Origin of the sequence: Actinomadura kijaniata NBRC 14229 (genome assembly GCF_001552175.1) — a bacterium.
Lineage (GTDB): Bacteria > Actinomycetota > Actinomycetes > Streptosporangiales > Streptosporangiaceae > Spirillospora > Spirillospora kijaniata.
Window position 1 is genome coordinate 1 of sequence record NZ_BCQR01000065.1, and the last position, 9,612, is coordinate 9,612.

General features: G+C 74.1%; 5 protein-coding genes. 4 read left to right on the forward strand and 1 reads right to left on the reverse strand.

From position 1 onward, the window contains the following. Positions 1–565: pentapeptide repeat-containing protein (locus tag AKI01S_RS21130; RefSeq protein ID WP_218009759.1), on the forward strand; the 565-nt coding region annotated here is incomplete at its 5' end. Positions 566–921: 356 nt separating this feature from the next. Here AKI01S_RS21130 and AKI01S_RS21135 read toward each other — a convergent pair. Then, a complete protein-coding gene (locus AKI01S_RS21135) occupies positions 922–1,149 on the reverse strand; it encodes a hypothetical protein (RefSeq protein ID WP_067820518.1) in 228 nt (75 codons plus the stop codon). A gap of 278 nt (positions 1,150–1,427) precedes the next feature. Here AKI01S_RS21135 and AKI01S_RS50755 point away from each other — a divergent pair, with 278 nt between their 5' ends. From AKI01S_RS50755 to AKI01S_RS21145, 3 genes are all read left to right on the forward strand, one after another. Next, positions 1,428–1,709: a hypothetical protein gene (locus AKI01S_RS50755; RefSeq protein WP_157419981.1), complete on the forward strand. Its 282-nt coding sequence runs from the start codon at positions 1,428–1,430 to the stop codon at positions 1,707–1,709. A gap of 275 nt (positions 1,710–1,984) precedes the next feature. Continuing rightward, on the forward strand, positions 1,985–6,175 hold the full coding sequence (locus AKI01S_RS21140) for a peptidoglycan-binding protein (RefSeq protein WP_067820520.1): 4,191 nt from the start codon (positions 1,985–1,987) through the stop codon (positions 6,173–6,175). A gap of 5 nt (positions 6,176–6,180) precedes the next feature. Continuing rightward, positions 6,181–9,612: a DUF6603 domain-containing protein gene (locus tag AKI01S_RS21145; protein ID WP_369688733.1), complete on the forward strand. Its 3,432-nt coding sequence runs from the start codon at positions 6,181–6,183 to the stop codon at positions 9,610–9,612.

A 9,612-nucleotide genomic window follows, 5' to 3' on the forward strand; every position in this document is an offset into this window, starting at 1 on the left:
GGCTCTGGAACGGCTAGGCTCAGAACAGATGGACGTGCGACCGGGCGGCGTCTACGCCCTGGACCACGTGGCCCGGGACTCCGCCCCCCATCACGACGATGTGATCGAGGTGCTGGAGACCCTCATCCGCCGCCGCGCCCCCGCCGCCCGGCACCAGGACCAGGACGGCCCGCGCCTGGGCTGGCGGCCGCGGCTGCCTGACCGGCCCGACGCCGACGTGCAGGCCGCCCTCACCGCCCTGGCCACCCGCCCCCACCGGCCCGAACGCCGCACCCTTGACCTGGGTCAACTCCACCTGGCTCACGCCCGCCTGACCGGCGCGGATCTGACCGGCGCGGATCTGACCGGCGCAGACCTGACCAGTGCGCGCCTGACCCGCGCGAACCTGATCCACGCGGACCTGTGGGACGCGCGCCTGGCCCGCGCGCGCCTGGCCCGCGCGCGCTTGACCCGTGCGGACCTGACCGGTGCGGACCTGTGTGGCGCAGACCTACGTAGGACCCAGGGGAAAACAGCTGAGCAGGTGCGCTCGATGGCCCGCACTGACGAGACCAGCCGGTTCTGAACCGGTCGCGGGCGGTTGGGTGCGATCGGCGCACCGACCGGCGCGGCACCTCCATACCCGCCACCGTCCCTGCCGAGGCGTCATGCGTGGTCGCCGAGAACAGCCGGAGTGCGGTCGCCGCGACGCGCAGCGCGGAGCTCACCCGCATTCACATGGCGCTCGGCGTGAACCTGGCCGTGGCCCTGGTGAGCGTGGTGTTCATCTGGATCGGCCTGCGCGCGCGTTGCACGCGCTCCTCGATGGCAGAGAGTCCTCCGCGCCAGCGTCCATGCTGGCGGCCCGGGCGGAGGATGCGCCGGCCGGCTGGGCTGTGCCCGAGGACGCCGCCGACCCGGAGGGGCCGGCGGCGGTCGTCGTCAGGGGCCGATCCAGAGCTCCCACCACACGTCGTAGGCGTTCCACCGGCATTCGTGCCCGATCGAGCCGTCGATGTAGTACAGAGCCCTGTACTCGCATTCGTCCCGTTCGCCGTATCTGGCGACGAGCTGCCAGCTGGAGGCGGTCGCGGGCGTCGCCGCGACGGGCAGGGCGGTCGCGGCCGACACCGCGACGGCCAGCGCGCCGAGGGTCTGTCTGAGTTTCACGTCATTCCTTCCCTGATGAAGCGGACCGCATGATCATGGAGGGAACCCGCGTCGGCGGTATTGAAGAAATATGCGCATGCGAGCCGTCAGGTCCCCGAGGGACTGTCGGCCACCACTTGGCCCGTGCCGCGATGGCTCGGCTCGATGCGCCATCCCGTGGAACTGATCCACCTCACCGCGACTGCAACGGCGGCACAGGCGTCGTGAGTGACCCGCCCGCGTTCTCCACCAGGACCGCGCACCGGTTCGTTGCGGCCTGGGCGGCGCACCATCCGGTGATGGTGCTGGAAAGCTGTGACGGCACCGGCAAGACCACCCTGGCCACCATCCTGGCCACCGGCTATGGCTACCGCCTGTCCCACGCCAACCGCAGTCCCGACGACGTCGACCTGGCCGCGCACCACGCCGGTTCCCCACCCATCCCGGCCCGGGTAGTGGTAGCGCCGCCGGACCATCGGCAGCATCGGTTCGAGCCGGGCCCGCAGCTCGTCGGACGCGATCCATGGGGGTGGCCGTCGCTTGCGGCCCATGGCCTCCAGCCAACGCCCACCAGCTCATGAACCAGATCTCATTGTGTGGGGAGTTCTTGGCGCCGGACCGGTTTGAGCCGCCACCCGCAAGTGGAGCGGGTGCGTTGAATACCTGAGGTCAGGGATGTTCGGCGGCGGCCGCCACCGGCAGGGTTGGGGCGTTCGTTCCGGACGGCGTACGCGCCCTGCCGGGCGGGCGGACTTCAGGGGGAGTCCGTTGTGATCGGCGGCGGCCGAGGGGGCCGGGTGCGGGAACCCGGCCTCTCTCGTGGCGTGGCTCCCCTGCGCACGCGAGGGGGCCACAGGTGGGCGAGACCGCTTCCACGACGCCGTTCGTGCTGTTCGGGCCGATGGTCCGGCGGGTCGACCGGACGAGCGTCACCGTCATCGTCGGTGTGCGGGAACGCTGCCAGGTGACGCTCCGGGTGTTCCCCGTCGGAGACGGGCCGGGGTATCCGAGAGGCGCGCCGGAGATGGCGGCCGTGATGCCGACGGTCCGGCTGGGGGAGTCGCTGCACATCGTCGCGGTGACGGTGCAAGGGGCGCTGGCCGCGGGACGCCTGTACGGCTACGACCTCGACTTCGGTCCAGGCCGGGCGAGCCTTTTCGACGCGGGTGTCGTGCACGCCGACCCGGCCGAGGCGGCGCGGGCGCTCACCTACCCGGGCGGTCCCGGCTACCCGACCTTCCCGACCCCGCCGGACGACCCGAACAGGCTGCGCGTCTTCCACGGGTCGTGCCGCCGGCCCCACGCCGAGGGGCGGGACCTGCTGCCGGCGCTCGACCACATCGTGCGGGTGGACGTCGCCGACCCGCACCGGCGACCGCAACAGATGATCATGACCGGGGACCAGATCTACGCCGACAACGTGGCGGATCCGCTGCTGGTGATGATCCAGCGGGTCACCGCGCGGCTGGGGATGGCGGCCGAGACCCTCCCGGCGGACGGCGGGCCGGCCGACACGGCGCTGCGCCCCGGGCTGCGCGCCGGCGTGGTGCGCGGGCAGGCGCACTTCACCTCCGGAGACTGCGACAGCCATCTGATGTCGTTCCGCGAGTACGCCGGGATGTACCTGCTGGTCTGGTCGGACGTGCTGTGGGACGCGACCGTGCCGAGGTTCGAGGAGGTCTTCCCCGAGGACACCGCGATCCTGAAGGATCCGGCGCGGCGCAGGCCCGGCGAGGACGTCCACAGCCTGATCGTGCGGGGACTGCCCTACCGGCCGTTCAAGCACCAGGAGCGGATCGCCGAACGGTTCGTCCGCTGGCGGGAGGACGCGGTGCGGCTGGAGGAGTTCCGCGAGGGGCTCGGCCTGGTCCGCCGGGCGCTGGCGAACACGCCGACATACATGATCTTCGATGACCACGACGTCTCCGACGACTGGAACATCGGCACCGACTGGATCACCAAGGCCGTCATCGCCGACGGGCTCGGTCGGCGGATGGTGCGCAACGCGCTGGCCGCCTACGCGGTGTTCCAGCACTGGGGCAACACGCCCGGGCGGTTCGCGGACGGCACGCCGGGCCGCGCGGTGCTCGGCGCCCTGGAGCGCTGGCTGGCCGCGCCCGGCGCCGCCGACGACCTGGTGCTGCGCACCGGCCTCGGGCTGCCGCTGGAGCTGAAGTACGGCGTCCAGGTGAAGCCGCCCGCGGCGGACATGCTGGCCTACCACTACACGATCACCTGGCCGCGGTACCAGCTCGTCGTCCTGGACACCCGGACCTGGCGCCGCTACTTCGGCCAGCGGGGCGTGCTGCTGTACGACGACGGCCCGCTGGACGCGATGCTGGGCGCCGAGCCGCCGCTCGGCGACGACGCGGTGACGATCGTGGCGCAGCCGACCGCGTTCCTGGGGGTGCCGGTCGTCGAGCAGATCGTCCAGCCCCTGGTCAAGGGATTCGCCGGCCGGTACGAGGCCGACGCCGAGGACGCCTGGTTCCACGACGACGCCTCGATGCACAAGACGCTCGGCCGGCTCTGCGCCGCGGCGCCGCCCGGTGCCGACGGGGTACGGCGGCGCCGGCTCGTCCTGATCGGCGGGGACATCCACTACGGCTTCGCCGAGCGGACCCGGTTCTCGGCGGTGCTCCCGTACGCCTGCGGCCCCGACCGGAGCAGGCCGTACGAGGGGCAGAACCGGACCGAGGCGGTGCTGGCCACGTTCGTGGCGAGCGCGCTGCGCAACGAGGCCCGCCTGACCAGGATGCTCCACCGGACGGGCTACGAGATCGGCGACGGCGTCCCGCACCTGCACTACGTCGGCTGGGCCGCCGAGGACCGCGGCGGGGCGCGCCGCCAGGTGGGCGTGGAGGTGCCGCTGACCGGCGGCGATCCGGTCGGCTGGTGGGTGCAGGGCAAACCGTCGGTGGGCGAGCTGACCCCGGGACGGATGCTGACCGCCCGGCCCGACTGGCGGCTGGCCACGCGGTTCGTCCGGCACGAGGAGGCCGATCCGCGGCGGCCCGCGGGAACTCCGGTCCCGGTCGGCGACCCGACCGGCAAGACCGGGCCGGAGGCGCTGGCCGAGTACCTGGCGGCCTCCCGCGACCTCGACGGCTACCTCGGTGACTGGGGCGGCGGCAAGGAGATCGTCGGCCACTGCAACCTCGGGGAGCTGCGCTTCTCGTGGGGGGACGGCGAGGCCAAGAAGGCCACGCAGACCCTCTGGTGGCACCTCGGCGACCGGCCGGAGCCGGGCCCGCTGACGACGTTCGAGGTCGGTATGGAGTTCGGCGCGTCCCTCACCGAGGACATCCCCTACGGCTTCGTGCTGCGGGAGTTCGACCACGACGCGCGCGGCGCCGACGAGGCCGTCTACGACGGGCTGCGCCGTCCGGCGTCGGTCGTCACCGCGGGGGCGGCCGTCGAGCGGTTGCAGAAGGACCTGCTGGAACTCGGCTTCGGCGCCCCGCCGCCGCTCTACGGGAACTACGACACCGACACCGTCCGCATGGTGCGGGAGTTCCAGACCTATGCCCGGCGCGCCCGCGCGGCGCGTGACACCGGCGCCGCCGCCGTCCGCTACTCCGACCGCCTGGCGCCGGTGGAGGTGCCCGCCGCCGACCGGTACGCCGGGCCGGTGAGCGGGGTCGCCGACCTGGCCACCCAGCTCGCGATCGCGCGATGGAAGCGGAACCGGTGGCGCTGCCCGGTGGTGGTCGAGGGCTGGCGGACGGCCGGGACGGCCCTCACCGAGCTGGTCGACCCCAACGTGTGGGGGACGGGGCAGGTGTCGGCGTCCACCGCCCTGTTCGCGCGGGACGTCGCGGGCGCCGTCGTGGGTCCGGCGCCGCCCGGCCATCCGGAGCTGACGCCGCTCGGCTCGGTCGCCGTCGACCCCTCGTACCCGCAGGGGCCGGGGCCGGTGGTGCCGGGACGGTCGGAGCTGCTGCCCGAGCACCTGCTGCCGCGGCTGCCCGACGGTCCGTCCGGGCCGACCCTGGCGCAGCTGGTCGCCGGCCGTTCCGACGAGCGCGTGGCCAGGCGGCTGTCCACGTTCAAGGTGCTACGGGCCGCCGCCGAGGCGACGGCGGGCGCCTGGTTCGACGCCGTCACCGCCAACGACGCGGCGCTGCTGCGGCTCGGGCCGTTCGGCTGGGCGGGCGACGGCCCGTTCCCGCCGGTCACGACCGTGCGGCCGCGCCGGGAATGGTCCGGTGAGCTGTGGGCCTACCTGGCCTTCCTGCGCGCCACCGACCGCGACGCCTTCGACGCGCTGACGGGCGGCGGGCTGGTCCCGCTGCCGGGCTGGGGTCCCGACGGCGGCGGGCTGCTCGACACGGGGCTGCGGGTGCCCCGGTCGCGCCCGACGCTCACCGGGGAGAACGGCAAGCCCGGCGCCCCGCTGGCGCACGAGTTCTCGCTCGGCGTGTTCCGCGACTGGCACTGGGTGTACCGGTTCGTCGCCGCGACCCGCACGGACGCCGCGGTCCGCCGGAGCTTCTGGAAACCGGCCCGGCAGCGGCTGCACGACCTGCTGGCCGCGCCGTGGGACGGCCCGGCGGCGCCGGCGACCGTGCAGCACGTGCGCGGCGCGGACGGCAACCCGCGCCCGGCCCGGGTGGGGGACCTGTTCACCTCCGAGCGGGCGGCGGGGATGCTGGGCTGCGCGCACCTGCTCCAACCGGGGTTCGTGCTGTCGGCGGCCGATCCGGGCGCGGCCGAGCCGCCCGAGAGCCGGTTCGCCGGGCGGGCCGCGACGCCCCTGCACCAGGTGCTGGAGGCGGCCAAGGCCACCGGCCCGGACTTCTCGGGTCCCGCGCACGACTGGACCGACGACCACGAGACCGCGCTCATCACCGCGCTGGCGGCCGCGACCGCGACGCACGCCGCGCTCGCGGCACCGGTCGAGTCGGTGCGCAACTGGCCGTCCTGGCCCACCGGGACGCGCTACACCCTGCCGGTCGAGGCGCTGCCCCCCGCCGAGCGGAACCTGTCCGGGCTGCGCCGCTCCCTGCTGCTGGACATCGACGACCTGCCCAGGAGGCAGCCGTGACGGAGATGAAGGACACGACGGAAACGCCAGGGGAGGCGGGGGCGGCGGCGGAGCCGGAGCGCAGCGTCCTCGCCCAGATCCTCACCGAGTTCGCCCTCTACGTCGAGCCGGCGCGGGCGGCGGCCGACCCGTGGCGGCGCAACCACCTGCTGCGCGCGCTCGGCTGGGACCTGGGCCCGCTGATCGGGTACGACTCGCAGGCGTTCCAGGAGTGGGCCGACGGAATCGGCCGCGCGGTCGAGGACATGGCCGAGGTCGCCGCCGAACTGCCGCGCGACTCGCTCGGCGGCGTGATCAAGGCGTTCCAGAAGCTCGGCGAGGCCGCCGGGCCGCTGAAGGCCCTGCCGCCCAAGATCGAGGGCGAGGTGCCGGACGAGCTGTTCGACGCCATGGTCGGCGACCTGCTGAACCACCTGCCGGCCGCCTACCTGGCGCGCCGTGCCCGCTGGACGCTCCCGGCCGCCGCGCTGCTGGGCCTTGTGACACCGGCGGCGGACCAGGAGGAGCCCAGCCCGCCGATGCCGCCCGGCGACAACCCGATCCGGCTGCCGCGGCGCCGCACCGAGGTCCATCCCGAGCGGCTCATCGACCTGCTGTCCGACCCCGGGGCGTACTTCCGGTCGCTGTACGTCCCCGACGGGCTGGACACGCCGGAGGCGATCGACCGGGCCGCGGCCCGCATCCTGCCCAAGGCGGCGGCGCTGCTGCGGGGCCTTGGCCTGGACGCGGACTGCGGCATCCGGCCCGGCATCGGACCCGACCTCGGGCCCGACGGCGAGCGGCTGGCCGGCCACCTGCTGTCGGTGCGGGCCCGCATCCCCGACACGGCCGGCGGAAACGAGGTGGAGCTCGGGGCGAACCTCGGCCTCGGCCTCATCGACGGCAGACCGGCGCTGATCGTCATCCCGCGGGTGGCGGCGCACGTGGTGGGCCGGGCCGGCGACTGGAACGTCAGCGGCGACATGGAGGTGTCCGCCGACGCGTTCGCGTTCGGCCCCGGTGGTGTCACGGTGGCGGGCCCGGACCCCGGGGTGCGGATCGCGGCGGAGGTGGCGCGGATCTCGGCGCCCGACGAACCGGCCTGGGTGGTGGGCGCGCCCGACGGCGTGCACCTGGCGGTCGGCGAGCTGGTGCTCGCGCTGCGCGCCGCGCTCGGCCTCGGGCGCGACGACATCGAGATCGGCGTGCGGGCCGGCCGGGCGGAGGTCGTCCTCGCCGGCGGCGACGGCGACGGTTTCGTCAAGCGGGTCCTGCCGCACCGCAAGGTGTCGATCCCGTTCGAGCTGGGGGTGGCGTGGTCGCACCGCGCCGGCCTGCACCTCACCGGAGCCGCCGGCCTGATCGCGGAGTTCCCGGTGCACGGCTCGGTGCTCGGGATCAGCCCGGAGCTGGTCCGGATCGGCGTTGAGGCGTCCCTCGCCGAGGAGGCGGTCACCGCGTGGGCGACCGCCACCGTCTCGGTGCGGGTGGGCAGGCTCACCGCGGTCGTCGAGGACGTCGGCATCGCCGCCGACCTCACCTTCCCCGACGACGGCGGCAACCTCGGCGGGGCGAACCTGGCACCGCGGTTCAAGGCGCCGTCCGGCCTCGGGCTCCACCTGCTGCTCGGCGTGGTGGACGGCGGCGGGTACCTGTCCATCGACGAGCCGCGCGGGATGTACTCGGGGGCCTTCCAGTTCGGGATGGCCGGCGGCGTCGCGCCCGGTTCGAGCGGGTTCCGCCTCCAGGCGGTCGCCGTCCTCAACACCAGGACCCCGGACGGGAAACCGCTCACCGGGCGCGACGGGGGCGAGAGCTACTCGCTGCTGGTGTCCGGATCGTTCCAGTGGCGTCCCGGCCTGGTGCTGCCGGCCGGCATCACCCTCACCGGGCTCGGCGCCGTCCTCGGCCTCAACCGGCGCGCCAACCTGGAGGAGCTGCGCAACGCGACGCGGTCGCGGAGCCTGGACGCGGTGCTGTTCCCAGCCGATCCGGTGGGCAACGCGCCGGCCGTCATCGCCACGCTGGGGCGGATGTTCCCGCCCGATCCCACCGGCACGCTCGTCGGGATCATGGCCCGGCTGGAATGGCTGGCCGGGGTCGTCCGCGCCGATCTCGGCATCATGGTCGAGTTCCCGGAGCCGGTCCGGCTGATCACGCTGGGCCGACTGGTGATCAACTTCCGGGAGGCGGGGCGGTTCCAGCTCGACGTGGTCGGCACGCTCGACCCCGCCGCGGGAGAGGTGTCCCTCGACGGCAGCCTCGTCGACTCCAAGCTGTTCGGCCGCCCGGTCAGCGGCGACATGGCGCTGCGGCTGCGGTGGAAGGGCGAGAAGAACTTCGCGATCTCCATCGGAGGCTTCCATCCGTCCTTCCCCCGGCCGGTGGGCTTCCCGGAGCTCAAACGCTTCTCCATCAACCTCAAGAAGAGCGGCGACCTGCTGCGCGTCGAGGCGTACCTGGCCGTCACCAGTAACAACGTCCAGTTCGGCGGGGCGCTGATCCTGCACTTCGAGTTCTCGGAACTGACCGTGGACGGCCGCGCCTGGCTGGACGCGCTCATCCAGTTCAAACCGTTCTGGCTGACCGCCGAGCTCGGCGTGACCGCGTCGGTCAAATGGGGCGACCGGACCCTGCTCGCCCTCACCCTGCGCGCCGGCATCAGCGGGCCCGGCCCGTGGCGGGCGCACGGCGAGGTCACCGTCCACCTGCTGTGCTGGGAGATCAGCAAGCGCATCGACAAGGTGCTCGGCGACCCCACCGAGAAGGAGCAGCCGGCGTCCGTCAACGCGGCGCTCCTCCTGCTGGAGACGCTGAAGCAGCCGGCGACCTGGGACGTCACGACTCCCGACACCGGCGCCGAGATGGCCTCGCTCAGCACTCCCGAGCCGCCCGCCGGGCAGGTAGTCATGCACCCCGGCACCGTCCTGGGCGTCCGGCAGAACCTGCTGCCGCTCGGCGTGGACCTGGACCGCCTGGGCACCAGCCGCGTCCGGGGCGCCCACCGCTTCGAGATCACCTCGTTCCGCTTCGGCGGACGGCCCGGCGCTCTCGGCGACCCGATCCACGACTACTACGCGCCGGGCCAGTTCTTCGACCTGACGATGCCGGAGATGGTCCAGCGGCCGCAGTCCGAGCGCCGCGAGGCCGGCCGGCGACTCGTGGTCCCGGCCGGGACGGACCTGCCGGACGCCGGGCTCACCGTGTTCGCCGCCGCCGGAGGCGACGAGTCCTACGACCGGATCGTCATCGACGACCCCGACGCCGCGGGCCGGCCCATGCCGGACACCGCCGCCGCGACGACCGGCGGGCACCGCTCCGCCGCGCGCGAGGGCGCCCTGCTCGCCGCCCTGGCCGGCCACGGCCCGGCCGCCAACGCCCGGACGCGGAGCACCGGTTCCGCCCGCTTCGCCGCGCGGCCGCCGGCCGCCCGGATCGACCACTCGGAGGTGTCCTGA

What these genes read in the sequence shown, in the direction of transcription:
- AKI01S_RS21145 (WP_369688733.1), top strand. Translation starts at nt 6,181, where the DNA reads ATGAAGGACACGACGGAAACGCCAGGGGAGGCGGGGGCGGCGGCGGAG.
- AKI01S_RS50755 (WP_157419981.1), top strand. Translation starts at nt 1,428, where the DNA reads ATGGTGCTGGAAAGCTGTGACGGCACCGGCAAGACCACCCTGGCCACC.